Annotated in this window: 23 protein-coding genes, 1 tRNA gene and 1 pseudogene; all 25 read right to left on the bottom strand. The window is 33.8% G+C overall.

Annotated elements, in window-relative coordinates; genetic code table 11:
* Nucleotides 1–625, bottom strand: a 625-nt coding sequence (locus ENO17_04225) for a hypothetical protein (protein HER24240.1), incomplete at its 3' end; no start/stop codon positions are given.
* Nucleotides 626–930: 305 nt separating this feature from the next.
* Nucleotides 931–1005, bottom strand: a tRNA-Asn gene (locus ENO17_04220).
* Nucleotides 1006–1113: 108 nt separating this feature from the next.
* Entirely contained in the window at nt 1114–2220 is a 1107-nt protein-coding gene (gene rpoD, locus ENO17_04215) for an RNA polymerase sigma factor RpoD (protein ID HER24239.1), read from the bottom strand.
* 59 nt (nt 2221–2279) lie between these two features.
* Nucleotides 2280–4055, bottom strand: a complete 1776-nt coding sequence (locus ENO17_04210; GenBank protein HER24238.1) for a DNA primase — start codon at nt 4053–4055, stop codon at nt 2280–2282.
* A 229-nt stretch (nt 4056–4284) separates the two neighbouring features.
* The gene (locus ENO17_04205) at nt 4285–5508 is read right to left on the bottom strand and encodes a TIGR00375 family protein (protein HER24237.1); all 1224 of its coding nucleotides are present in this window, start codon (nt 5506–5508) and stop codon (nt 4285–4287) included.
* Nucleotides 5509–5715: 207 nt separating this feature from the next.
* Complete coding sequence (locus tag ENO17_04200; GenBank protein ID HER24236.1) at nt 5716–6288, bottom strand: NUDIX hydrolase; 573 nt, start codon at nt 6286–6288, stop codon at nt 5716–5718.
* Nucleotides 6281–7417 carry a M20/M25/M40 family metallo-hydrolase gene (locus ENO17_04195; GenBank protein ID HER24235.1) on the bottom strand — a complete coding sequence of 379 codons (1137 nt, stop codon included), beginning with the start codon at nt 7415–7417 and terminating at the stop codon, nt 6281–6283. The genes ENO17_04200 and ENO17_04195 overlap by 8 nt, the downstream gene beginning before the upstream one ends.
* Before the next feature lie 319 nt (nt 7418–7736).
* The gene (locus tag ENO17_04190; GenBank protein HER24234.1) at nt 7737–8276 is read right to left on the bottom strand and encodes a 2-oxoacid:ferredoxin oxidoreductase subunit gamma; all 540 of its coding nucleotides are present in this window, start codon (nt 8274–8276) and stop codon (nt 7737–7739) included.
* Nucleotides 8277–9023, bottom strand: coding sequence for a 2-oxoglutarate oxidoreductase (locus ENO17_04185; protein HER24233.1), 747 nt, complete (start codon nt 9021–9023; stop codon nt 8277–8279). It lies immediately after the preceding gene.
* A 45-nt stretch (nt 9024–9068) separates the two neighbouring features.
* Nucleotides 9069–10127: a 3-methyl-2-oxobutanoate dehydrogenase subunit VorB gene (gene vorB / locus ENO17_04180; GenBank protein ID HER24232.1), complete on the bottom strand. Its 1059-nt coding sequence runs from the start codon at nt 10125–10127 to the stop codon at nt 9069–9071.
* A gap of 178 nt (nt 10128–10305) precedes the next feature.
* Nucleotides 10306–10509: a 4Fe-4S dicluster domain-containing protein gene (locus ENO17_04175; protein ID HER24231.1), complete on the bottom strand. Its 204-nt coding sequence runs from the start codon at nt 10507–10509 to the stop codon at nt 10306–10308.
* A gap of 27 nt (nt 10510–10536) precedes the next feature.
* Nucleotides 10537–11205, bottom strand: a complete 669-nt coding sequence (locus tag ENO17_04170) for a hypothetical protein (protein HER24230.1) — start codon at nt 11203–11205, stop codon at nt 10537–10539.
* Nucleotides 11202–12275, bottom strand: coding sequence for a butyrate kinase (gene buk / locus ENO17_04165; protein ID HER24229.1), 1074 nt, complete (start codon nt 12273–12275; stop codon nt 11202–11204). Before buk (ENO17_04165) ends, ENO17_04170 begins: the two co-directional genes overlap by 4 nt.
* A gap of 33 nt (nt 12276–12308) precedes the next feature.
* Entirely contained in the window at nt 12309–13220 is a 912-nt protein-coding gene (locus ENO17_04160) for a phosphate butyryltransferase (protein ID HER24228.1), read from the bottom strand.
* A gap of 96 nt (nt 13221–13316) precedes the next feature.
* Complete coding sequence (locus tag ENO17_04155; protein HER24227.1) at nt 13317–14528, bottom strand: PLP-dependent aminotransferase family protein; 1212 nt, start codon at nt 14526–14528, stop codon at nt 13317–13319.
* 34 nt (nt 14529–14562) lie between these two features.
* Nucleotides 14563–15651, bottom strand: coding sequence for a butyrate kinase (gene buk, locus ENO17_04150; protein ID HER24226.1), 1089 nt, complete (start codon nt 15649–15651; stop codon nt 14563–14565).
* Nucleotides 15652–16038: 387 nt separating this feature from the next.
* Entirely contained in the window at nt 16039–17508 is a 1470-nt protein-coding gene (locus ENO17_04145; GenBank protein HER24225.1) for a PAS domain S-box protein, read from the bottom strand.
* Nucleotides 17509–17694: 186 nt separating this feature from the next.
* Complete coding sequence (recN, locus tag ENO17_04140; GenBank protein ID HER24224.1) at nt 17695–19410, bottom strand: DNA repair protein RecN; 1716 nt, start codon at nt 19408–19410, stop codon at nt 17695–17697.
* A gap of 38 nt (nt 19411–19448) precedes the next feature.
* Nucleotides 19449–20318: an NAD(+) kinase gene (locus tag ENO17_04135; protein ID HER24223.1), complete on the bottom strand. Its 870-nt coding sequence runs from the start codon at nt 20316–20318 to the stop codon at nt 19449–19451.
* On the bottom strand, nt 20315–20860 hold the full coding sequence (locus tag ENO17_04130; GenBank protein HER24222.1) for a hypothetical protein: 546 nt from the start codon (nt 20858–20860) through the stop codon (nt 20315–20317). Before ENO17_04130 ends, ENO17_04135 begins: the two co-directional genes overlap by 4 nt.
* A 95-nt stretch (nt 20861–20955) precedes the next feature.
* Nucleotides 20956–21783: pseudogene (locus ENO17_04125) on the bottom strand (TlyA family RNA methyltransferase).
* 63 nt (nt 21784–21846) lie between these two features.
* Nucleotides 21847–22314 carry a divergent PAP2 family protein gene (locus ENO17_04120; protein ID HER24221.1) on the bottom strand — a complete coding sequence of 156 codons (468 nt, stop codon included), beginning with the start codon at nt 22312–22314 and terminating at the stop codon, nt 21847–21849.
* Between the two features lie 25 nt (nt 22315–22339).
* Nucleotides 22340–22972 carry a sporulation protein gene (locus ENO17_04115; GenBank protein HER24220.1) on the bottom strand — a complete coding sequence of 211 codons (633 nt, stop codon included), beginning with the start codon at nt 22970–22972 and terminating at the stop codon, nt 22340–22342.
* Nucleotides 22973–22980: 8 nt separating this feature from the next.
* Nucleotides 22981–24489 carry an AMIN domain-containing protein gene (locus ENO17_04110; GenBank protein ID HER24219.1) on the bottom strand — a complete coding sequence of 503 codons (1509 nt, stop codon included), beginning with the start codon at nt 24487–24489 and terminating at the stop codon, nt 22981–22983.
* 10 nt (nt 24490–24499) lie between these two features.
* A partial coding sequence (locus ENO17_04105; GenBank protein ID HER24218.1) for an AI-2E family transporter occupies nt 24500–25268 on the bottom strand: 769 nt, incomplete at its 5' end.

The following is a 25268-nucleotide window of genomic DNA, read 5'->3' as shown; positions in this document are numbered from 1 at the left end:
GTATTGATTTAGAAGTAAAATTTAGCACAGCATCCAAAAGATTAATTAGGCTGTCTTCTAACCAAGATAATCTAGAACTGGTAAAACATTCATCAATATCAAAAGTTTTATTATCTATATTCCAAGTAGTTTTTCCTCTCTGTCTAATACTTCCTACTGTTCGGTGGAATGTTCTACCTGGTGATATTCTATGAATCAGAGCCTGTCTTATTGTTTTCCAATCTTCAAATGTTTCTGAATCTTTTACCAAATTTAATTCATCTTTTATTCTATCATTCTGAAAACTATTTTCTATTGAGTTAAATTTCTCACAAGTATTTAAAAAATAAATATGTTTTAATTTAGGAGGTTCAACAGGAAATGAGGCTGGCTTTATAATAGAAGCAACCATGTATAAAGCATAACCAAAACAATCAAGGGTTGAATAACCATTGATAAAGAAATGAAATAATTCTTTTTCCTGAATATATCTTTCAAATGGAGGCGGTCCATCTCCAAATTTTTTAACCGATTTAGTAAAATTTTTATTACTCTCAAAACAACTGCAAAAACGATACTTAACTGCCATCCAAGCATATGAAAATTCTGAAACTGACTGGGGATATTTTTGATTTTGAGTATACATAATAGAACTTATTTTTGAATAAACACAAGAAGGAAATTTTTTGGTACAATAAATTCTGATTGTTTTGAAGGTATATTTTTTCCCATAATTACACCTCATCTTAAATTATTACGAAAAACCTTGTTTCTTTTTAATTAACCAGAACCTCATTTACAAATAAAAAAAGGTAAATATTTCATTTTTTAATTATTTGTAATCTAGTTTTCAAATCTTTCTATATTTCCAATACGACAAATCTTTTAAAAATCCTTCTTTTTCTAAAGAAAAAAGCCCTTCAGCAAAAGGCTAAAGGGCTGGGAATGGTCTGGCTCCCCGGGTAGGATTCGAACCTACAACCCTCCGGTTAACAGCCGGATGCTCCACCGTTGAGCTACCGAGGAATATTTTCATGTAATTATACTTAAAAAATCATGTTCAGTCAACATTTTTATTTAATTAAAAGGATATTTTTTGATTATATTTATGATTTTAAAAGCAATTTTTTATTTTTATTCTAAATAATCTTTAAGTTTTTTGCTTCTACTGGGATGTCGTAGCTTTCTTAATGCTTTAGCCTCTATTTGACGAATTCTTTCTCTGGTCACTCCGAACTCTTTACCAACTTCTTCTAAGGTATGAGGATGTCCGGTTGCAATACCAAACCTCAATTCCAAAACCCTCTTTTCTCGGTATGTCAAAGTCTCTAAGACATTATCTAATTGCTCTTTTAAAAGAGTATAAGTAGCAATTTTAGGAGGAGCTGGTGAATCCTTATCCTCAATGAAATCTCCTAAGTGACTGTCTTCTTCTTTCCCAATTGGGGTTTCTAAAGAAACGGGCTCCTGGGCTGTTTTTAATATTTCCCTTACTTTATCTTCGGTAATTTCCATATTTTCAGCTATTTCCTTAACAGTCGGCTCTCTTCCCAATTCCTGTAAAAGATGACGTGATACCCTGATCAATTTATTAATAGTTTCAACCATGTGAACCGGAACACGAATAGTCCTAGCTTGATCTGCTATGGCTCTGGTAATGGCTTGTCTGATCCACCAAGTAGCATAGGTACTAAATTTATATCCTTTTCTGTAGTCAAATTTCTCTACTGCCCTGATTAAACCCATATTGCCTTCCTGAATAAGGTCTAAAAATAACATTCCTCTGCCCACATATCTTTTAGCAATACTTACTACTAATCTTAAATTTGACTCTACCAATCTTTTCTTGGCTTCGTGATCACCATTTTGCATTCTTTTGGCTAATTCTACCTCTTGTTTAGCAGTTAATAATCTTATCTGTCCTATCTCCTTTAAATACATTTTTACTGGATCATCTAGTTCTAATTGTTTAGCTAATTCCATTTCTAAATCTAATTTAGTTTTAGAGGGGTGGAGTTTTTTGTGTTTCTCTTCAATATCTTTATCCTTGGCTAACAAATTACCCTCTTCCTCGGTTTCAACTAAATCAATTCCGGATTCACTTAAAATATCATATAAATCTTCTACTTTACTCAGATCTAAAATATCATCTGCTAAATATTTCTCTAGTTCCTTGTAAGTTAAATAGCCTTGCTCTTTTCCTTCTTTGATTAAATCTTCGATTATCTTCTTCTTCCCCATTATCAAGCCTTCCTTCTTAACATAAAATTTTATATTTGCAAAATTATAAATATAAAACATTATTTAATATTTTGAATTTTCAATTGACGGACAATCTCTTGTAATTCTTTCAAATCATCTTCTTCTATTGTTTCAGATTTTTTTATCTTTTCATCGAGAATTTTTGCTCTTTTTTCCAGATTTTCCCTCTCTTTGATCAACTTAAAACTATTAATCGTATTTATATATCCAGAGATTATCTTATCGTTAAAAGTTATAGTTTCTTCCATTAAAATCCTGGAAATTAATTTTGCTGCCTCATTATCACTTAAAAAGTCAATAACTTTTTGAGAATTCACCATATTATCTTCTTTTAGTTTTTTTTCAATTGCTGTTACAATTTTACGATGTAAGAGAATTGAAAAATCTTTTGGTGTCAATTTTTTTAGAATATCTTGAGCAATTTGTGTATTTTCCAACATGCATCCGATAAGAATTTTTTCTGCTTTAATATGCCCAGCTTCAGAATTTAATTTAATGAAATTGTTAGAGGAGTCTTTTGATCCTTTTTTATATTTTTTTAGTTCGATCAAGATTGCTTCTTCTGATAATTTTAATTCTTCGGAAATCTTTTTTACCTGCTCCCTTAGTTCAACCTCATTGCCTATTACGCTCAGGGTAGGTAAAATTCCCTTAATAATTTTTACTTTTCCCTCTATGGTTTTAATATTATAATCAGTATATAAAAGCTTTAACTTATAATTTATTAAGGAAAGCGACCTATCAATTAAATTTTGAAAAGGCTTTGTTCCTTTTTTAATCAAAAAATCAGCCGGGTCATAACTTTGAGGCAAAGCTAATACTTTAATTTCAAGGCCAGCCTGTATCAACAAATCCAAACTTCTTAAAGTTGCCATATTTCCGGCAGAATCAGCATCATAAGCAATCAACACCTTGTCAGTAAACCGTTTTATTAAATCAATCTGCTTGGTGGTTAAAGCTGTTCCCAGAGATGCTACCACATTATTAAATTTGTATTGCTGCGTTATTAAAACATCGGTATAACCTTCTACTATAATTATGTAATTTTTTCTCCGAACCTCTTCCTTGGCATAGTGTAAATTGTATAAATGACTCCCCTTGTTATAGACCGGCGTTTCCGGAGAATTAATATACTTGGGCAAAGAATCGTCTAAAACCCTGCCTCCAAAACCTATTACCTTTCCTGATAAATGAAAAATAGGAAAAATTATCCTATTTCTGAAATAATCGATATATTTTCCTTCTATTTTACTTTTTTTTATTAGCCCGGCCTTGATAAGTTCTTCATAGGTATATCCTTTTTTCCTTAAAAAGTTAGTTAAGGCATCCCAGCTGAAAGGAGCATAACCTAATTTATACTTTTCGACGCTGATATCGTTAATTCCTCTTTTTTTTAAGTAATTTATTATTTTTTTCCCTTGATCAGTTCTAAGTAGACATTCCCGGTAGTAATTTGTAACTAGAGAATTTAGTTTGTATAGCCTTTCTTTTTTCCGGTAAAGTAGATTTTCTTTTTCTTCATCTTCGGGGAGAGATACACCTGATCTTTTAGCTAACTTCTCCACTGCTTCAAAAAAACTAATTTTCTCAAATTTCATAAGAAAATTGAAAATATTGCCCCCTTCTCCACATCCAAAACAATGAAATAACTGTTTTTCGGGACTAACCATAAAAGAAGGGGTCTTCTCTCCATGAAAAGGACATAAACCTTTAAATGCTTTCCCGGCTGGTTTTAAGTGTACATATCCTGAAATGACATCAACAATATCGCAACGATTCCTTATTTCTTCTAGTAAATCAGGGGAAAATCTCAACTATAAATCACCTTCAAATTATCATCGTTATATATAGTTAATCATACTATTCGCTAACAGCTCTTTAATTTACCTTTGTATTAATATATTCTACATAAGTTTTTATTTTCCTCTTTTTTTTAAAAAAATATTTTAAAAAAAATACTAGTTGATTATTTTTAATATAAATCAACTAGTCTAAGCCAAAACTTACTTTATATTTTATAAGGAAAAAAATCAGAAATTAAGACTAAAAATTTAACCGTAAATTTTCTTCTTTAATATTTTTTTCTATGTTTTTAACTTTTCCATACCTCCCGCCGCCGCCTGAACTTAATTTTAAAAGTCCTTTTCTGGCTAAAATTATATTCTGAGCAATTTCAAATCCTACTACCTGGCTAATTTCTTGATAAGAAGCTTGGTGCAAGATATTCATTTCAGTACCAAAGTAAGCAAATAATTTATTCAGGGTTTTCTTGCCTATACCAGGTACAAATTCCAAGGGAACCTGGTGATAATAAGGTGGACGATGAGAAGGAGAAATGGACTGTTGCTGATCTCCAATTTCCACAATCCGATCAAAAACACCTTTTACTATTTTTTCGCTTCCACATTTTTCACATTTATAAACCGGGGGATTGTTAGTTGCTGTATTATTACAAATCTCACAAAAAGTTCGATGATACCTGCCTAATTTAGGGTCAAGACCATAATTAGCAATAATCCTTCTTCCTTCCTTTCTCTGTAAAGATAAAAGCATTTCTTTAAAATTCGCCTTCTCCAATTCCACAATATTATATTCTCGACCAATCTTGGGTAAAGAATGTGCATCCGAATTGGTTAAAAAAGTATAAGCACTTAATTCTTTTAAATGGTCAGCAATCTTTGTATCTGCGCTTAATCCCAATTCTATGGCAGGAATCTTTTTAAGAGTAGATCGAGTGAACATTTCCGATAATCTTCGAACACAGTTACCATAAATGCTTTTATGGGGAGTAAAGGCATGTGCTGGGATTAGAATCCCTCCAATTCGATCTATTATTTGAAATGCTTCCTGGGCATTAATTTTACAATTTTGACTGCTTAAACTCACATTGGTAACCAGTAGGGATAGCGCTTTACTAAATTCCTTGATATCTTCAAAATAAGGGAAATAAGCTATTTGATGGGAATTTCCCCCGTTTTTTTCTTTGGTTTCAATTTCTGAACCTAAAATAATAGTGACTTGGTCCTGATAAATTAAACCGCCTTCTTTTAAGGATTTCATCTCTCCACTCTTAAGTAACTGAGAAATATCATCAAGTACTTCCGGTGAAGCACAATCTACGATACCTACAATGTCAATCCCCTTTCTAAACTTACATTCTCGGGCAATGTTAGCAAAGGTTAAATCTCTAGAAGCAGTTATTTTTACAGGAGCCCCGCTTTTGCTTCTACCAATATGCACATGCAAATCCATAAAATATTGTTTCATCTTTTGTCCCTTGTAGATTCGGTAAATGACACTCTTATATTATTCGCTATTTGATCTGTGTTATTTTAAGATTGCTTGTCACTTCGTTCTTCATAATAATAAAATTTTTTTTAATTCCTGGCTTGGGGTTTTCTCTATTTATTTTTACCTTTTGTTTACTTATGCGCTAACCAGCAAGATAAGTATTATTTTAGAAATTTGATCGGGTTAGTCATTACCTATTACTTGTTCCCCATATTTACTACTCAAAACTAAATAAAGTATTCCGATAATCGTTTTAGCATCTTTGATAATATTTCTCTTTATCATTTTTATTACTTCAGATATTTGTAAATTCTTAACTTGAATGAATTCATCAGCATCTTCATTCTTGCTTCTTTCTTCTAAATCCTCTGCCAAAAACAAAGTGAGTCTTTCATTACAAAAACCCGGGGAAGAGAAAAAAGATATTAGTTTTTCGATTTTTCGAGGATGATACCCGGTTTCTTCTTCCAATTCTCTTTTAGCACATTTAATTAAATCTTCTCCTTTTTCTACTGTTCCTGCCGGTAGTTCCCATAAAACTTCATTTGCTGGTTCCCTGAATTGTCTGATCATTACCAGTTTCTGATCATCGGTCATAGCTAATATGGCTACAGCTCCAGGGTGTTCCACTATTTCCCTTTCCGTTTCCATGCCATCAGGCAGTTTTACTCTATCCTTACGAAGTTTAATAATTTTTCCCTGATAAATATAGTTGGAAGATAAAATTACTTTTTTTAAAGAATCATCCTTATTCATTTAAATTTTCTCCGGAAGATATTGTATTGATAATAGATAAAATATATTCTACGGTCATTTTCAAATTTTTTACTAGAATATATTCATCCACTGTATGCACCTTCTCCATCCCTATCGCTAAATCGAGAGAGGGAAAACCTTTTTTATTAAATATATTGGCATCGCTCCCACCTCCGCTGGGACGTAATGCCGGTTCCAACCCTAGATCTTTTGCCGCCTTCATTGCGATCTTGACTATCTGGTCATGGATAGAAAAATTATAGCAAGAGTACTCCTTCTTAATCTTTATCACCGCTTTCGCTTTAAATTCTCGAGCAGTATCTTTAACTGTCTGTTTTAATTTCTTGGTATGCGTTTCTAACTTCTCTTCGTTTCTACTTCTAATTTCTCCTTTTAATATAACTTCATCAGGAATAATATTTGTAGCTTTTCCACCAGAAATAATTCCGATATTGGCAGTAGTTTCGTCATCTATTCGCCCTAATTTCATTCGGGAAAGGGCAAATCCGGCTACCTGTATGGCATTAATTCCTTCTTCGGGATTCGAGCCGGCATGAGAAGCTTTTCCATAAATAATGATCTCAATAGAATTTTGAGAAGGAGCCGAACTGATAATCTCTCCTACCGGTCCTCCACAATCCAAAACAAAAGCCATGCGAGCATCTAAGCTGGATATGTCTAAATTTTTTGCACCTTCTAACCCTACTTCTTCGCAGATAGAAAATACAATTTCTATATCACCACAGGATATTTTTTTCTCCTTAATAATATGTAACGCTTCTAATAAAGCTGCTATTGCCGCCTTGTCATCTGCACCTAAAATTGTTTTCCCTCTGCTAAATATCTTTTCCCCATCGCAAACAGGTTTGATATTTTTCCCCGGAATAACTGTATCCATATGAGCAGAAAACATAATCGGAATAGCTTTTTCCACATTTCCCCTTAAACGAGCTATTATATTGCCGCTATTAGATTTTACCTTCTCACCCGCTTGATCAACCTTAACTTCTAATCCTAAATTTTCTAATTTTTCTACTAAAAAGTCTGCCAGATTCCTCTCCTCCCTGGAAACGCTGCTTATCTTAACTAATTCCATGAAACTATTTACTAATCTTTCTTTATTAATCATAAATTATCCCCTTTAATTATTTGATTGTATATTGAACTACTTATGCTCTATTTTAATATATTGTATATTGTATATAGAAATTATTAGAAAATATTGAGATTTTATTTGTTCAGTTTAAAAAAAATGGAGTGGGAATCCTTTTCCTTCACAAAAGTCTATCACAAATTTGGATATTATAAAAGAATTATGACCTTTTACGTCCGATTTATCGAGCCCTTTAAAAGGATGCCAACAAAATAAGAGGCAGATAAATCCGCCCCTTATTCTAAATTTATAAAAGTTTTTATCCTTACTATTTTTAAGATATAGAGGAATTCAATCAACTTTTGGCTAATTTTGCCCCTTGTTTTAAAGCTTCTTTGTTTATTTCTAATAGCGTTTGGTTGCGTCCAACCAGAGCTTTCTCTAAAGCTTTAAATATAGTATCCATCTTTACAATCCTTGACTGTTCGACATAAGCACCCAAAATTACCATATTAGCTGCCCTCGAATTTCCCAACTTATCAGCAATTTCATCTGCAGGAATTTTTATTACTTTAACATCATCTCTTTTTATTTCGTGTTCTATTAATGAAGCATTCAAGATGATTAATCCACCTTTGCTTACCTTTGATTCGAATTTATCTAAAGAAGGTTGATTCATGGCAATTAATATTTTGGGATGAGAGACGATGGGAGAACCAATTTCTTCAGATGAAATTAATACAGTACAATTGGCTGTTCCTCCTCTCATCTCTGGCCCGTAAGAAGGCATCCAGGCAACTTTTTTACCTTCAATCATTCCGGCATAAGCTAACAATCTGCCTATTAACATGATTCCTTGGCCACCAAATCCTGAAATAATTATCCTTTCTAACATTCAAGACACCTCCTCGGGAGTTTTAAATTCTCCCAATGGGTAATAAGGGATCATATTTTCCTCTAACCACTTATTTGCTTCTACTGGACTTAAACCCCAGTTAGTAGGACAGGTAGATAAAATTTCTACCAATGAAAAACCTTTTCCTTCTATCTGTGATTGGAAAGCTTTTCTTATTGCTTTTTTTGCTTTTAATACGTAAGCGGGCTTGGATAAAGCTACCCGAGAAATATAAGCAACTCCTTTTAGAGTGGATAACATTTCCGCTACTTTTATGGGATATCCCATAGTTTTAGGATCTCTGCCATAAGGAGAGGTCTGGGTTATCTGCCCCACTAAAGTAGTAGGTGCCATCTGTCCGCCGGTCATCCCATAGATAGCATTATTGATAAATATAACTGTAATATTCTCACCACGATTAGCAGTATGTACTATTTCTGCTGTACCAATTGAGGCTAAATCACCATCTCCCTGATAAGTAAATACAATAGAATCTGGTTTTGCCCTTTTCATTCCGGTAGCTACAGCGGGTGCTCTCCCGTGTGCTGCACAAATCATGTCGCAATCAAAAAAAACATAGGCAAATACCGAACAACCTACCGGACATACTCCTATGGTTTTTTCTCTTAGTCCAAATTCATCTATAACTTCCGCGACCAACCGATGAGCGATACCATGGTGACATCCCGGACAATAAGTAAAAGGCTCTTTGGTTAAAGATTTGGGACTTTCAAAAACTTTCTTCATGATATTATTACACACCTCCGTAATATATTCTAAAACATAATTAATCTATTTTAAATATTTCTTTATTTCAGTCAATATTTCACTTTGTGTCGGAATGACTCCTCCTGCTCTTCCATAAAAATTGACTTTTGCTTTACCATTTACGGCTAATTTAACATCTTCTAGCATTTGTCCCATGCTCATCTCTACTACTAAAAACTTACTTACCTTTTCAGAAATCTCGGCAATTATCTTTTCCGGAAAAGGAAATAAAGTAATTGGCCTAATTAATCCGATATTAATTCCCTCTTTCTTTGCATTACTAATAACGGTTTTTACGATCCGGGCTACTGTACCATATGCAACTACTATTAAATCAGCATGATCTAAATTAAGCTTTTCGTATCTCACTTCTTTTTCTTTTAATTTATTATATTTATCTTGAATTTTAAAATTTAAGGTTTCCATTTTATAAGGATCCAGATTAAAAGGAACAATATATTTTTTTTCCCTTCCTTTACATCCGGTTAAAGTCCATCCTTCTTTATCTGGCAAATTAATCTTTTTTCTTTCCTTAAACTCCACAGATTCCATCATTTGTCCTATCAACCCATCTCCTAATATCATAGCCGGATTGGTATATTTGTCAGCTAAATCAAAAGCATCCATGGTTAAATCTACCAATTCTTGTACGGAAGAAGGTGCCAGTACAATCAGGTGATAATCTCCGTGGCCTCCTCCTTTGGTAGCTTGAAAATAATCAGCTTGCCCAGGTTGAATACTTCCTAATCCTGGTCCTCCTCTTTGCATATTAACTATTACACAGGGTAATTCGGCACAGGCGATATAAGAAATTCCTTCTTGCTTCAAGCTTATTCCCGGGCTTGAGGATGAAGTCATGGCTCTTACTCCTGTAGCGGCAGCTCCGTAAACCATGTTGATCGCTGCCAATTCACTTTCAGCTTGAATAAAAGCTGAATTCTTAATTTTGGGTAATTTTTTGGCCATATAAGCAGTTAATTCGCTTTGAGGGGTAATCGGGTAACCAAAATAAAAATGGCATCCTGCACGGATCGCTGCTTCTCCTATGGCTTCATTCCCTTTCATTAACATTTTTTCTTCCATCTTTAGCCTCCTTAACAATAATTTAACTAAATAGAAATTTCCTCTTTATATAACTTTCTATAACCCTTATTTAGTGGAACTGCACTTAATAGGTTAAAAATCTTTAGTTGGAAAAATAATAGTAATTAAGAATTCTAATAGTATCTCTTGTGTTTTGTATTTGAAACTAATAACAAATTTATTTATACACTTCAATAGCCACATCCGGACAAGTTAATGCACAAAAAGCACATCCGGTACATTCCTCCACTTTAATCTGTTTAGCAGGATGATAGCCCTTTTTATTAAAATATTCTGCCATAACGATAATATGTTTAGGACAAGCTGTAATACATAATTCGCACCCCTTGCATCTTTCCTCATCAATTACAATTTTTGCCATATTATTTTCTCCTTCCTTTTTTAAAATTTAATCCCAGGGTAAGTGCATAAACCGTTTTATATAAAATATTGGTTCTTCAAAACATTCCTGCTTTATTTTTTGAGAAAATCGTTTCTCTAAGCAGATAAATTTTATCGGCACCTCTAATTTTTGAGCAGCTTGTTTTACTATAACATGTCCTTTTTTAATAACTTTTTCATCGGTTTGACTACTTAAATTAGGATTGCTTACTATTCCGTTAATTTTTAATCGAGAGGTATTTTCAATATCCCGAACTATCTCCATAATTTGTGGAACACTTTGCGTAAAAGGTCGAAAAGAATTTACAACTAACAGCATTTCATAATCTAATTCTTTAATGAAACTGCTGAAATTACCCAAAACTACTGCTCCTACATCATCTCCACCAACATCAAGTATTAAACAATAATCTGGATTTTGGATTAAACCTTTTATTTCAGGAGAGATTAGGGGTAAATCAGCATAAGTCATCTCACCTGCTGGAGCGATTACTTTTATATCTTGAGAACTTAAGGTATCTTTTGCTTCCCGGGTTCTAAAATAAGGATTAACAATATCTAAATCTACAATTGCAATCTTCTCGTAACTTTTCCTGCAATTTATTGAATAATTAATGGCCACTTCTGTTTTTCCACTTCCAAAGCTTCCGACAAATATCTTTATTCTTTTACTCAATATATTTTTTTCACCTCTTCTCCTTTAAAAACCCTTAAAACTCCTTCACATAAGGATAGCATCTCTTCTTCACCGGGATATACCATAACCAAAGATAAAAAACTAACTCTATCTCTTACCATATCAACAAATTCATTATTGTAAGCAATTCCTCCGGTTAAAATAATAGCATCTATCTGGCCTTTCAATACCGTAGCTCCTGCTCCGATTTCTTTAGCTACTTGATAAGCCATAGCTTCTAAAATTAGTTTTGCTCTCTTGTCTCCCCCTTTGATCATCTTTACAACTTCTCTAACATCATTGGTATTTAAATAAGCTACTAATCCGCCTTTTCCTTTTATCTTTTTCATTATTTCATCTCTGGTAAATTTTTCGGAAAAACAAAGTTCCACCAGGCCACCAACGGGCACTCCACCACTTCTTTCTGGGGTAAAGGGCCCTTCTCCATTAAGAGCATTATTGACATCGATAACTTTTCCTTTGCAATGAACTCCCACAGAAATTCCTCCACCTAAATGGGCAATAATAAAATTGGACTTCTCATACTTTTTACCTAAATCTAATGCTGCTTTTCGAGCTACTGCTTTTTGATTTAAAGCATGAAGAATGCTAATTCGGGGAATTTCCGGCATCCCAGAAATTCTGGCAATCGGTTTCATCTCATCCACGACTACCGGATCGACTATATAAGAAGGAATAGATAAATTTTCAGCAATTCCGTAGGCAAGTAATCCCCCCAAATTGGAAGCGTGCTCACCCCTTGCACCTCTACGGAGATCTGCTAACATCTTTTCATTAATTTTATAAGTTCCGCTGGCAACAGGCTTTAATAATCCTCCTCTTCCCACTACTGCATTAAGAGTAGAAAGATTAATTCCCTTTTCCTTTAAAAAATTTGAGATAATATCTTGTCGAAAATGATACTGGTCAATAATCTTGTTAAAATTTGATAATTCTTTGCTGTCATGTTCAATCTTCTTTTCGAATAACAATTGCTCGTTAGAAAATACTGCTACTTTGGTGGAAGTAGAGCCAGGATTTATCACTAATATTTTATAATCTCTACTCATTCTTAAATCACCTCATAAAACTAAGGAGTCATTTCAAATCTCACCCATTTCACCCATTAATACACCTAAGGCAATGGAATATAATTTTGATTGCGCACTATCTGATCGAGAAACCAATACCACGGGAGCTTTTGCCCCTAAAAGCAATCCTGCAGGTACTGCTTGAGCTAAATAAACCAAGCCTTTGGCAAAGATATTTCCTGATTCGATATTTGGTACCATTACAATATCTACCTCACCGGAAACCGGGCTTTCAATTCCCTTATGCTCTGCCGCTTCCTTAGAAATTGCATTATCAAAGCCCAATGGTCCATCTACTACTCCACCCACAATCTGTCCTCTCTCGCTCATTTTAGCCAAGCAAGCAGCATCGATAGTTGCCGGCATATCAGGATTCACTAATTCAATAGCTGTAACAACTGCTACTTTTGGTTTCTCGATTCCCAATGAATGCGCATAATAAATAGCATTTTGGATTATTTGGGCTTTTTGTTTTAAATCTGGACTGATACTCATGGCTCCATCAGTCATAGTAAGCAAACGCTTGTAATTTTTAATTTCCAGAGTATAAACATGGCTAAGCAATCGGTTAGTCCGTAAACCAATTTCTTTATCCAAAACAGCCTGTAAAAGTCTTGCTGTTCCCATCATGCCTTTCATTAATATAGAGGCTTTTTTATTTCGGACCAATTCCACCGCATATCGTGCAGTTTCTGTTTTATCCGGTTTATCAATTATTTCATAACTTGTAAGGTCTATCTTCAATTTTTCAGCTACTTGAATTATTTCATTTTCGTCACCGACCAATATTGAATCGGTTAATCCTTCTTTTCGAGCAGCTTCTACTGCTTTTAATACATCTTCTGCTCCCGCAGAAGCCACTGCCATTTTTTTTGGACCATAATCCTTAGCTCTTTTTAGAACCTCATCAAAAGATTTTAACATTTTTGCCCTTCACCTCTTTATTAGAAATTTAGCAATTAGCCAATTCTTCAATTCTTCAATTCACCAATTGTCCCATTCTCCAAAGATTTTGAAAATTTAATACTTAATTCTCTTTTTAATTACTTTCCCTAATCTTTTAATTCCCTCATCAATATCTTTTTCACTGGGATAACAAAAAGACAGCCGCATAGTGTTTTGGCCTTTTCCATCCGCAAAAAATGGACCGCCGGGAACATAAGCTACTTTCTCTTCAATCGCCTCTTTAAACATCTCTCCGGTATCTATGTAATCCGGCAAAGTAGCCACAATAAAAAATCCACCATGTGGTTCAGTCCAGGTTGCCTTTTTTGGAAAATGTTTTTTCAAAGCATTTATCATTGCATCTCTTTTTTTCTTGTAAATTTTAATATTAGATTTGATATTTTCTTCTATTTTGCCCATTTGGCAATACTCATAAGCAATTAATTGGCTTAAGATACTGGTACATAGATCGGTTGATTGCTTTAGTATAGTAATCTTTCCTATTATATCTTTATTGCCCAAAATCCAGGCTAATCGCAACCCCGGACATAATATCTTGGAAAAAGTACCTAAGCTAATAACCGAACCATTTTCTTCCAAAGAATAGATAGAGGGAATTGATTCTCCTTCAAATCTGAGTTTTTCATAAGGATTATCTTCTACAATAAATAGATTAAATTTATGCGCAATTTCAATTAACTTCCTTCGTCGAGCCAGGGACATAGTCACTCCTGCAGGATTTTGAAAATTGGAGATTGTATATATAAACTTCACTTTTTTACCTTCTTTTTTAAGACAAGCAAGTTTTTCTTCCAATATATCCATTTGCATACCTTCATCATCCATAGGTATACCTATTAATTCTCCCCCATAACTATGAAAGGCGTTTAAAGCAGCTAAGTAGCTTGGCAATTCTACTATCGCTATATCTCCGGGACTTAAAAAAACTTTGCCCACTAAATCTAATCCCTGTTGTGATCCAGAACTAATAATTATATTTTCCAATTTTCCATGATTGCCATCTTTAGCTAAATGTTCTAAAATGCATTTTCTTAGTTCGGGGAATCCTTCGGTACTGCTATATTGTAAAGCTTTAGCGCTATTTTTATTTAATACTTTCTGGGTGATATTCTTTATATCTTCTACCGGGAAGGTTATAGGATCGGGCATTCCCCCTGCTAAAGATATAACTTCTGGATTTTGAACTAATTTCAAAATCTCGCGAATAGCTGAAGCTTTCATTCTGGAAGCTAAAATAGAATAAAACTCCTCTGTTTTTATCATCATTATCTTCTCTCCTTTTATTTTTTTACTTTCTAAATTAGACATATTCCCAGGCTTCTTCTTCCCCTTTTAATACTTTAATTGCCCCTAAGGCTAAGGCTAACATCTCATCAGATTCCGGATATATTGTAACAGATGCTATAAAGTTTACCCTTTCTTTTATCCAGTTCACAAAAGTTTTGCCTAATGCTCCCTTATCTTTTGCTCCATTTCCAGTAATAACAATAGCGTCGACTTTTCCTTTTAATACTGCTGCCATCGCTCCTATCTCTTTGGCTACCTGGTATGCCATAGCTTGATATATTAATTCAGCTTCTTTATCTCCTTTAACTATTCTTTCTTCCACTTCTAACAAATTATTTGTTCCGAGATAATCTACTAATCCACCCCTTCCAATAAGCTTTTTAAGCATTTCGCGAAGAGTATATTTTTGAGCATAACATAGCTTGACTAATTCTGCACTAGGTAATCCTCCAGTTCTTTCGGGAGTAAACGGTCCTTCGGCACTGGCATTATTCACATCTATCATTCTCCCCTTACAATGAGCACTTACCGAAATTCCTCCTCCCAAATGAACAACTATCAAGTTCAGGTCTTGGTAAGATTTTTCCAACTCTTTAGCCATTTTTCTAGCTGCTGCTTTTAAGCTAAGTACATGAGACAAACTTTCTCTTTCAATATCAGACATTCCGGAAATTCGAGCGACAGAGTCCAATTCATCAACTGCAACTGAATCAACAATAAAAGCCGGGACTTTTATTGATTGAGCCAAGTCATAAGCAATTGCCGCTCCTAAATTTGAAGCATGTTCTATTCTTGGTCTCTCCTTTAAATCTTCCAGCATTAATTTATTTATTCTATAAGTTCCACTTTTTACAGGTTTTAGTACCCCTCCTCTTCCAACTATAGCATCTAAATGATTGGTATCGATTTTCTTTTTCTTTAAGAAATTAATAATTATTTCTTCTCTAAACTTGTGTTGATCAAATATTTTTATGTACACAGACAATTCTTTCGTACTATGTCTTATTGTCTCTTTATCTAATAACTTATCATCTTCAAATAGAGCAATGGCAGTAGAAGTTGAACCCGGATTTATTACTAATATTTTAAATTTCTTTGTCATATATAGCTCCCTCTTATATGTTGTAGCAATTTTTGTGCCAATTGACCCAAGAAAAATAGAAGATAACTTACCATGATTGAAAAAAAGTAATCTTTGAAAAATAATTAATGATAACTTATTGTTATATTCTTTGCATTATTATGCAATTTATTGCATTTCATATAATAAAATTTCAATGATTCTATTAGATAGAGGTAATTTCCAGCATGAAGTTCACTTCCTATTCCGTTTAACATTATTTTGCTGACCGATAATTTGATTAACAGATAAGAAGAAAGAATAAAAAATATGATTATTTTGAGGCTTGATATGCCATATTCCTAAGGCCTGATACTTTGTATCCATTACCAATTCAATGGGTGAGTTGGAAAACCAGTAAATTAGTGTTTACTTGTATTCATATATCTTTTTAATATTATGCTTTTTTATTTTATAATAAAAACTTCTCAAGCTGATTCCCAACTTTTTTGCAGCTATCGGACTGTCTCCCTTGGCAGATTTCAAAGCTTGCAGTAGAGCTATCCTTTCCGTATCATTTTTAATCTTTTCTAAGTCATTTTTATCCAAATTATTATAAATCAAATTATCAGATTCAAAACTTACAGATGGTCTTTCTTCCAATATTCCTGGTGTATTTAATTCATTTAAAAAAGGAATATGCTTAGGCAAGATTAATTCTTCGCTTAATCTCATGTTGATTACTGCTCTTTCAATTACATTTTCCAATTCTCTTACATTTCCCGGCCAGGAATAATCACCTAATATATTGATGGCTTCGGTTGAAATTCCTTTTATATTTCTGCCGAAATCTTGATTAAATTTTCTTAATAAATTATTGACCAAGAGGGGCATATCTTCTTTTCGTTCCCTTAAAGGAGGAATATAGATGGGTATAACATATAACCGGTAATAAAGATCATCTCTAAACCTTCCTTCTTTAACAGCGTTTTTTAAATCAATATTGGTTGCTGAGATTATCCTAACATCCACATTAACCGGATTTCTTCCTCCTACTCGAATAATTTCTTTTTCTTGAAGCACTCTCAATAATTTAGCCTGCAGATTCAAGCTCATCACTCCAATTTCATCCAAAAAAATAGTCCCCTTGTCGGCTTCTTCAAACAGTCCTTTCTTTCCGGTTTTTTTAGCACCGGTAAAGGAACCTCCCTCATAACCAAATAGTTCACTCTCTAATAAAGTATCTACTAAAGCAGAACAGTTTACTCGAATAAATTGCTGATTCTTTCTTTTGCTTACATGATGTATAGCGTGAGCAAAAAGTTCTTTTCCGGTACCGCTTTCTCCTTGCAGCAAAACGGTCGCGGGAGTGTAAGCAGCTTTCCTGGCTTGTTCTTTAGCGATAATCATTCCCCTGCTTTTTCCCACTATATCTTCAAAGGTGTATTTTGATTCTAAATGTCTAACTCTTTGCTTAATCCTCTTTAACTCTCTATTTAAGTATTCAATTTCCGAAACATCATGTATGACTGCCACACTTCCTTTCAAGACTCCCTCTACTACAACCGGTGCAACATTTACAATTACTTCTTTACGATTAGGTCCAACGCGCATTCTAACTCCGTGTACCGATTTCTTGGTTCTTAACACTTTTAAATGCATGCTTTCACCTTCATCAGCAATATCGATAGTAGGCGGTTTTCCTAAAACATCTTCTTCTGTCAAACCCGTAAGCCTGGTATAAGCAGGATTAATAATCGTGTGCAACCCCTTTTCGTCTACAACTGAAATAGCATCATCGGTAGCATGGATAATTGCTTTTAAGGTGCTTTGAATCTCTTTTTGTGTGGCGATTTCTTGTTGCCATTTATCTTTATTTAAAATATTTTTTTCTTCCATAAATTAACAACCTAGTGGTAATTGACCAATTAGCCGATTGGTCAATTTACCAATTGAATTAGTCGATAGTAATTAGTTACCAGTTTACCAGTCAGCCAACAAATTACCTGCTGAGTAATATATAATTAATAAATTATTTTTACACATATATAAATATAATCTTATCACTCATTACTTATTGCTCTACTATCTTTCTAACATCTTTTGAGCATGCTGAATAGTAATTTCGCTCATTTGATTTCCATCTAACATGCGAGCAATCTCTTTGATCCGCTCTTCGCCTTCCATTTCTTTTAATCTTATATTTGTTTGATTATTTAAGATATATTTTTCAATATAGAAATGTTTCTCTGCTCTGCAGGCTATCTGAGGTAGATGAGTTACGCAAACTACTTGTCTTTTTTTAGAAAGCGCCTTCAGCTTTTGTGCAATTACCTCGCCCAAGCGTGCACCTACCCCGCTGTCAATTTCATCAAAGATTAGCGTTGGAACTTGATCTACTTCTGAAAGTATTGATTTTAAAGCCAACATAATCCTCGAAACTTCTCCCCCCGATACAATTCGAGCCAAAGAACGCAACTTCTCTCCCACATTGGGAGAAATCATAAACTCAACATCATCCATTCCTTTTGGACCTATCTTATATTTCTTACCATCTATTTCTATTCCGTTATCATCCTCGTAAGTATTAATAGACACTTCAAACTGACATCTTTTCATATTTAGATCTTCTAATTCCCTTACCACTAATTTCTCTAAATCCTCGGCTATCTTTCTCCGATAGATATTTAGCCGGCGAGAAATTGTGGAAATGATATCCTCCAAAACATTAATTTCTTCTTTTAACTTTTCTAATTTGTCTTCACTGTAATCAATGGCTTCTAACTCCTGATATATTTTTTGGCGATATTCCAATATTTCTTCTATGGTAGAGCCGTATTTACTCTTTAAATTATTAATCAGGTTTAATCTACTCTCCACTTCTTTTAATCTTTGGCTGTCTAAATTAATTTCATCTTTGTATTTTACAATTTCATTTACAATATCCTCAAATTGATAGTCTACTACTTTTAAATTTTCTCTTATCTTTTCAATTCGCCGGTCAAGGGAAGCAATTTCTCCAAAATCTATAGAAACTTCTTTTAAGGAATCTCTTACTGAAGATTGCTCCATCCCGCCTTCGTTGAGAATAAAATTGACTTTTTCCATGGTATTAATAATTTTTTCTGCATTCTTTAAAATCATCTCTTCATCTTCTAAGGCCTTATCTTCATCTTTCACCAAAGCCGTTTTATCTATCTCTTCTAACTGAAATTTCAGAAAATCTATTTTTTTTGTATTTTCTTCTTTATCTTTCAATAACTTAAATAACATTTTACTTTTTTCCCGCCATCTTCTATAATGATCCAATAATTCCTTTCTGTCTTTCATAATTTTATCTCCTCCCAGATTATCTATTAGTTCAATATGTTTAGTCGGATCCAGAATAGATTGATGATTATGTTGTCCGTGTAAATCAACCAAAAATGTACCTATCTCTTGAAGTGTGGATAAATTTATCAACCGTTGATTAATCAAGCATTTATTTCGTCCTTTATTGTTGACTTCTCGTCCAATAAGTAAAGCCCCTTGTTCATCAACAATTTCTATGTTTGAATTTAAATTGTTTATAAGCTCTTTTTCCTGAGGAGATAACAGAAAGAGTGCTTCTATTATTAAACTATCTTCTCCGTCTCGCATTAATTCAGGAGCGGCAAAACCACCCAAAATTAAATTTATCGCTTCTATGATAATTGACTTACCAGCTCCAGTCTCTCCGGTTAAAACATTTAATCCTTCTTCAAATTCAATATTTAATTCTTTTATTAAGGCCATATTTTTTATATTTAATTGAAATAACATTTATTCTATTTGTCAACCTCATAGTAGAAAAATATATTCTATTCTATTTGTCCGCTCCATCTTAATTTTTCCCGTAAAATATCATAAAAACTCTTTTCTTTGAAAGTAATTAATCGAGCTTCATCTTCTGATTTTTTTATTATCACCTCATCATTCGGCCTCAGAACAAAACCCTCTTGTCCGTCGACAGTAACCATAACCTCTTCTTCACTTACTTCTAAAGTTATTTTTACTTGATCATCTTCACTAATAATAAAAGGTCGGGCAGATAAAGTATGGGGACAGATAGGGGTAAGTATAATACAGTTTATGCTGGGATTTACAATAGGCCCACCGGCAGAAAGAGAGTAAGCAGTAGAACCGGTAGAGGTAGAGACGACCAATCCATCCGCTGAATAAGTAATAACGTAATTATTATTGACATAGGTAGCCAAGCCTATAATTCGCGCAAATGCTCCTTTACCTATAACTACATCATTGAGGGCAGTAAATTTTTTTATCTCTTTTCCTCTTCTTTCTACTGAACAGTTTAACATCATTCTCTCATCAAGAAAATATTTCTCTTGATATAGCTTTTCTAAAGATTTTTCCAGGTCATTAATACCAATTTGAGTTAAGAATCCTAAACCTCCCAAATTCACTCCAAAAATAGGTATGCCTTCGCTAGCAGCAATTCTAGCCGCTCTAAGCAGAGTTCCGTCTCCTCCCAAAGAAATAATTAAATCAACCTCTTTAAGAAATTGATTAGCGGGACAATTTAATTCCTTTTTTCCTATTGCCTGACCCATATTCCCTTCAATGCAAACTTTTAGCTTATTGGAATTTAACCAATCTATTATTTTACAAGCAGTTTCCCGCGTTTTTTCTTTTTCATAATTCACCACTAAACCGACTCTGTTAAATTTCATCTCCACCCTCCTTGAAGTAAATAATATAACAACAAACTAAAAATTGCACCAGCCAAAAAATAGACTATCTTGATTATCTTTTGAGAAATAGTGCTTCCGAACTGAAACTTTACTTCAGAAATACTCTTATTTTTCATATTTATTAAAAGGATTCCGCTTGGTTGGTAGGCAAGGTAATATTCTAACATCTGTCTTCTAGTTTCCCGGTTAGTGATATAGGGAATTTTCTCTCCGCTTTTGACCTCTACTACGTAGATCTTACCTTTCTTCCTCGCTAGATAATCTATACGAACCAAGTAGTGATGAACCCTATCACCAATAGTTACCAAAAGCGGTTTACTTTTTTGAGCATCTATGATCACATATCCATTTTTTTTTAATATTTTCTCTGCTTCTTTTTCTGCCCGCCTGCTTTTAGAAAATCTCTTTCTTAACCCTTGAACCCTTAACCAATTACTAGTCTTGAGATAGAGAATCAGAAAGAATATCCCTCCACCAATAAATAAAATAAAGATTAGAATATCATTTTCGTCTATATTCAAAAACTTCACTCCATTAATTTCTTACTTTAAATTAACTCATCATAAGCTTAACGATTGTTACAAGAATAAACATCAGTAAATAAAGTTATAGAATATTATTTTTTAGGAGAAAGTTCTTGATGAGCTTGTTTTACCACTTCCTCAGCAAATTGAGGGAAATTATTAGCTTTATCTTTTACGGCATTTTTTATCAAGTAAATAAAATATTCTATATTGCCCGAAGTCTTTTTTAAAGGGGAAAAAGTTAATCCTCGAACACTAAAACCCATTTTTTGAGCTTTTTCACAGATTTTTTCAATGACTGACTGATGAACTTCTGCCTTTTTTACTACACCGCCCTTTTGAATAAACTCCCGACCTGCTTCAAATTGTGGTTTAATTAATGCCACCACTTCTCCCTTCTCTTTAAGTAATTTATATACTGCTGGCAGAACTTTATCCAACGAAATAAATGAGACATCTATGGTAGCTAATTCAAAAAGGTCATCGAATTTATCAGTAGTCAGATATCTTATGTTGGTTCGGTCCATCACTACTACGCGGCTATCTTTCTGCAGTTTCCAGGCTAACTATCCGTAACCTACATCAACACAATAAACTCTCTCAGCTCCATACTTAAAGAGACAATCGGTAAAACCCCCGGTAGATGCGCCAACATCAATTGCTCTTTTTCCTTTGATATTAATATTAAAAGCTTTTAGAGCTTTTTCTAATTTTTCTCCGCCTCTACCTACAAAGGCAGTCTCTTTTTCTTTAACTGAAATATTACTTTCAACCTTAAACTTTTGCCCTGATTTATCGATTCTTTCCCCTTCCACCGAAACTTCTCCCGCCATAATAGCACTTTTAGCTCTTTCTCTACTGGGGAAAAATCCTTTTTCAACCAGTAATATATCCAAACGCTCTTTTTTTAATTTTTCCAAATTTGCAAATCCACACCTCTCGAATTAAAATTCTACAGATTGAATTATATTATCAAACTAAGTCTAAATTACCGAGCATAATATCCAAGCGGTTATAGTTCCAATAAAAGCTCCTACGATAACTTCAAAAGGAGTGTGTCCAACTAATTCTTTTAAGCGCTTATCTCTGATCTTTCTTTCCTCAAAAAATTCTAAAATGATTTTATTTAATACTACAGCCTGCTCGCCTGTCTCCCTTCTTACTCCTGCTGCATCAGCCATAATGATAAAAGCTAGGACGATAGCTAAAGCAAATATAGAAGAACCCCATCCTTCTTTCAAGCCAATACTTACTGCTACACATACAGAAAGGGCGGAATGAGTGCTAGGCATCCCTCCTGCTCCGACAATCCTCCTAATATCCCATTTTTTTTCAGAAATATAAAAGACTATTAGTTTTAAGCTCTGATTAACCACCCAGGCTATAAAAGCAATTATTAAAATTTTATTGCTAAAAACCCGGGACAAATCTGCAATATTAATCTTTATCACTCCTTAATTTTCTATTCTGCTCCTTTTAGTTTTCTGACTTAATCCAATCCTGATCTCGAAGCAAAGGCATACTGATGTCTACATGTCCGGCTAAGCTATCTTTCTGATTTCCTTCTACTAATATTTGTACGCCTTTAATCGAAGGAATTTCAGTTAAAGTATTAACAATAGAATAGACGGTCATCAATTCACCGCTGCTTCCTCCTGGATGATTGGTAAATATTTCTTCAGATAGATCTACATAGACAATTTCATCGGCAATATATACTTCATTAACTTGAGTCTCTGGGGGAATGGTAGGGTATAGATCGGAACTTTCCGGACCTTTAATCAACTCTATGACTACTTGTCTCGCTAAAGAAGAGGTTTGAGATATTTTTCTTTTTTCGGGTTGTAAGTACATTGCCTGAGAATCAGAAAAGTAAAGGTTTACCTCAGCCATCTCTTCGGTTTGTATGGGCTGAACTTCTTTTATTTCTTCTTCCTTATAGGGGACTTCTTTGGTAATAACCGGTCTTTCTGTATATTTTTGCCAGATAGGGGCAATGAACTTATTGAATATAGTATAGCCAAAAAGTACAATGACCAAGAGTATGAATAATGTGAAGATAATTCTTAGGTTATTTCTTTTCTTCTTCGACTTTCTATTTTTTGACATAATCAATCCTACTCGCCATTATCGGGGGCATTTTCTACATAATTCTTTATTGACTCAAATAAGGCTTGAGCAGCATTTTCTCTAAACTTAGTGGTTTTTAGTAATCCTTCCTCTTGAGGGTTAGAGATAAAAGCAACTTCTACAATTACTGCTGCCATATTAGCTCCCTTTAATACGATAAAGGGAGCTTGTTTTATTCCCCGATCTTCTAATTTTAGATACTCTACTAATTTTTTCTGGATAATCTCGGCAAGATCAAAACTATACTTGATGTTAGCACTCTCTTCCAGATCAGCGATAATTAAAGCCAAATCGGTATCTACTTCGGGATGAGTTCTGCTAGCTCTATTTTCTCTATCTGCTACATCTCTGGCAGAAGCTCCGATATATTTGGAGCTCAACAAAAAGGTTTCTATCCCTTGAGCGCTAGGACGATGATTTAATACTGAATTAGCGTGTAAACTTATAAATACAAAGCCACCCTTCTGGTTGGCGAAATTGGTCCTATCTTCCAAATAAACAAATTCATCTTTATTTCTGGTTAAATAGGTAGGAATACCGGCATTTTTTAATAGTTTCTCCAAATAAAGGGCGATTCCTAAAGTAACTTCACTTTCCCTTAAACCGGTAGGTCCGATCGCTCCAGGATCTTTTCCGCCATGACCCGGGTCAATAATTACTACTCTCTTGCCGGTTATCACAAGGCCGGGCACAGGTTTTTCTTCTGGTTTAACAGGAAGTTCTTGAGGAATAACATCTCCTCCACTTGGTTTAAAAATATCAATCACTACTCTATCTGGTTCACTAAGGCTAAAAATCTCGTATTTAGCTTCCCGGTAAAGATCAAATACTACTCTGGTAACTTCCTGGTTAAATTGAGTTGTTCTTACTGTTTTTATCACTCCATCATCTATCTTAATCTGCTTGGAGGTATTTTCTAATTTTACATCAGAACCCATAATATCAATAAATATCCTATCCGGATTTATTAATTTATCTGCTTTAAATTCTGTCTTCTCCGATAGATCTACCACTACCCTGGTCTTATCGGGATGCGAATAACTTCTAACAACTAACAGATAAGGCCTTATGGTATTTATAAATAAAATTTTAGCCTGGTTATCCCATTTTATATCTACTTTGACAATAAGTTTAATAGCTTCCAAGGGTATCATTACCCGATTGTCGATAATTCTGGCTGGCATTTCTAAAGGCATTGCCTTCTCATCTATCTCCAAAAAAGGATCATCAATTACTAAGCGTGCTATATGATTGTCAATATTTATGGTCATTAATTTTAAAACCGGAAACCAGGTAATTCTTCCACCTAAAGCTTCTACTACATTGCGAGCGGAAACTAATAACCGGTCATTCTCAATAACCGAAGGAACCACCATTTCAAGAGGTATATTGTTCATTAATATCTTTATTTCTGAGGATTGAGATAAAGCGGAAGAAGGGGGGAACAAAATCGCAAATAAAGCCGTAATTAAAATGATGCAGAATATCTTTTTCATATAACCTATTCTATCCCTCCTGAACTAAATATCTAAAGAATAAAACTTTCAAAATGGCTGCTAAAGGAACGGCTACCAATACTCCTAATATTCCTAGTAACTGACCACAAATTAACATTGATAGGATTACCGTTAAAGGATGCAAACCTAATCCTTTGCCTAAGATTTTAGGATTAATATATATCGTCTCAAGCTGATTAACTAAAACAAATAAAATTATGATCACAAGCAATATCCACCAGGGGCTACCCAAGGCAAAAATTAAAGCCAGAAAAACTCCCACAATAGGTCCTAAATAGGGGATAAAGTTAAACACGCCACTAACAATCCCGATAATCAAGGCGAATTTTAAATTCAAGAAATACAATCCAATACCAATTAAGGTTCCTACAATAATGCAAACTATTATTCGACCACGAATAAAACCACTGACAATATGATCTATTTCCTCCAAAACTTCCTTAAATTCCTTTTTATTTTTCTTGGATACATAACTATACAAATTTTCTTTAAATTTTAACATGTCTCTCATGATGTAAAATAAGATTATAGGAACCATCACTATACCAAAAGTGATGCTGGAAACTATGTTGGATAAATAAATGATAATGCTTTGGGAAAAACCTAATACATTCCTCTGTAGTTCAGATAAATTTTCTTTAAGCAAAATCTCTACGTCAGCCGGGTTGATAAATTTTGAAAGTTGCGGTTTTATGGACAAAATTATATTTTGATAATTTTCGATAAAATTAGGAATTTCTTTATATAAAATATTAAGC

This window comes from Candidatus Atribacteria bacterium, from assembly GCA_011056645.1.
Taxonomy (GTDB): Bacteria; Atribacterota; Phoenicimicrobiia; order Phoenicimicrobiales; family Phoenicimicrobiaceae; genus Sediminicultor; species Sediminicultor quartus.
This window is presented reverse-complemented; position numbering and strand designations above follow the sequence as displayed.

Coding starts and splice junctions, on each gene's coding strand:
- recN (HER24224.1), bottom strand. CDS start 19,410: ATGTTATTTCAATTAAATATAAAAAATATGGCCTTAATAAAAGAATTA.
- ENO17_04110 (HER24219.1), bottom strand. CDS start 24,489: ATGAAAAAGATATTCTGCATCATTTTAATTACGGCTTTATTTGCGATT.
- ENO17_04135 (HER24223.1), bottom strand. CDS start 20,318: ATGAAATTTAACAGAGTCGGTTTAGTGGTGAATTATGAAAAAGAAAAA.
- vorB (HER24232.1), bottom strand. CDS start 10,127: ATGGAAGAAAAAATGTTAATGAAAGGGAATGAAGCCATAGGAGAAGCA.
- ENO17_04145 (HER24225.1), bottom strand. CDS start 17,508: ATGGAAGAAAAAAATATTTTAAATAAAGATAAATGGCAACAAGAAATC.
- ENO17_04155 (HER24227.1), bottom strand. CDS start 14,528: ATGATGATAAAAACAGAGGAGTTTTATTCTATTTTAGCTTCCAGAATG.
- ENO17_04175 (HER24231.1), bottom strand. CDS start 10,509: ATGGCAAAAATTGTAATTGATGAGGAAAGATGCAAGGGGTGCGAATTA.
- ENO17_04200 (HER24236.1), bottom strand. CDS start 6,288: ATGAATAAGGATGATTCTTTAAAAAAAGTAATTTTATCTTCCAACTAT.
- buk (HER24229.1), bottom strand. CDS start 12,275: ATGAGTAGAGATTATAAAATATTAGTGATAAATCCTGGCTCTACTTCC.
- ENO17_04115 (HER24220.1), bottom strand. CDS start 22,972: ATGTCAAAAAATAGAAAGTCGAAGAAGAAAAGAAATAACCTAAGAATT.
- ENO17_04205 (HER24237.1), bottom strand. CDS start 5,508: ATGAAACAATATTTTATGGATTTGCATGTGCATATTGGTAGAAGCAAA.
- ENO17_04160 (HER24228.1), bottom strand. CDS start 13,220: ATGTTAAAATCTTTTGATGAGGTTCTAAAAAGAGCTAAGGATTATGGT.
- buk (HER24226.1), bottom strand. CDS start 15,651: ATGACAAAGAAATTTAAAATATTAGTAATAAATCCGGGTTCAACTTCT.
- rpoD (HER24239.1), bottom strand. CDS start 2,220: ATGGGGAAGAAGAAGATAATCGAAGATTTAATCAAAGAAGGAAAAGAG.
- ENO17_04185 (HER24233.1), bottom strand. CDS start 9,023: ATGAAGAAAGTTTTTGAAAGTCCCAAATCTTTAACCAAAGAGCCTTTT.
- ENO17_04195 (HER24235.1), bottom strand. CDS start 7,417: ATGATTAATAAAGAAAGATTAGTAAATAGTTTCATGGAATTAGTTAAG.
- ENO17_04190 (HER24234.1), bottom strand. CDS start 8,276: ATGTTAGAAAGGATAATTATTTCAGGATTTGGTGGCCAAGGAATCATG.